Below are 832 nucleotides of genomic sequence, written 5' to 3' on the forward strand. Positions count from 1 at the left end.
AATACTCCCTGGTGACCGATAGCGGACTAGTACCGTGAGGGAAAGGTGAAAAGTACCCCGGGAGGGGAGTGAAATAGTACCTGAAACCGTGCGCTTACAATCCGTCAAAGCCTTCGAGCAGTTTACTGCTGTGGGTGATGGCGTGCCTTTTGAAGAATGAGCCTGCGAGTTAGTGGCATGTCGCGAGGTTAACCCGTGTGGGGTAGCCGTAGCGAAAGCGAGTCCGAATAGGGCGTATCCACGTTTGTGGTGTAGTGGCGTGTTCTAGACCCGAAGCGGAGTGATCTACCCATGGCCAGGTTGAAGCGACGGTAAGACGTCGTGGAGGACCGAACCCACTTAGGTTGAAAACTGAGGGGATGAGTTGTGGGTAGGGGTGAAAGGCCAATCAAACTCCGTGATAGCTGGTTCTCCCCGAAATGCATTTAGGTGCAGCGTCACGTGTTTCTCATCGGAGGTAGAGCTACTGGATGGTCTAGGGGGCTTACCGGCTTACCGAAATCAGCCAAACTCCGAATGCCGATGAGTGAGAGCGTGGCAGTGAGACTGCGGGCGATAAGGTTCGTAGTCGAGAGGGAAACAGCCCAGATCGCCAGCTAAGGTCCCTAAGCGTGTACTAAGTGGAAAAGGATGTGGGGTCGCGAAGACAACCAGGAGGTTGGCTTAGAAGCAGCCACCCTTGAAAGAGTGCGTAATAGCTCACTGGTCAAGTGATCCTGCGCCGACAATGTAGCGGGGCTCAAGTACACCACCGAAGCTGCGGCACTCACACAATAGCCCGCATATCCCTTACGGGGGGTGTGCCAGGTGTGTGGGTGGGTAGGGGAGCGTC

Annotated in this window: 1 rRNA gene; it reads left to right on the plus strand. The window is 55.2% G+C overall.

Features of this window, described 5'->3' with window-relative positions:
- Window positions 1-832, plus strand: a 23S ribosomal RNA gene (locus tag A2J03_RS02840); the annotation flags it as partial.

This window comes from Rhodococcus sp. EPR-157 (genome assembly GCF_001647195.1).
In the GTDB taxonomy this organism is placed as follows: Bacteria; Actinomycetota; Actinomycetes; order Mycobacteriales; family Mycobacteriaceae; genus Rhodococcoides.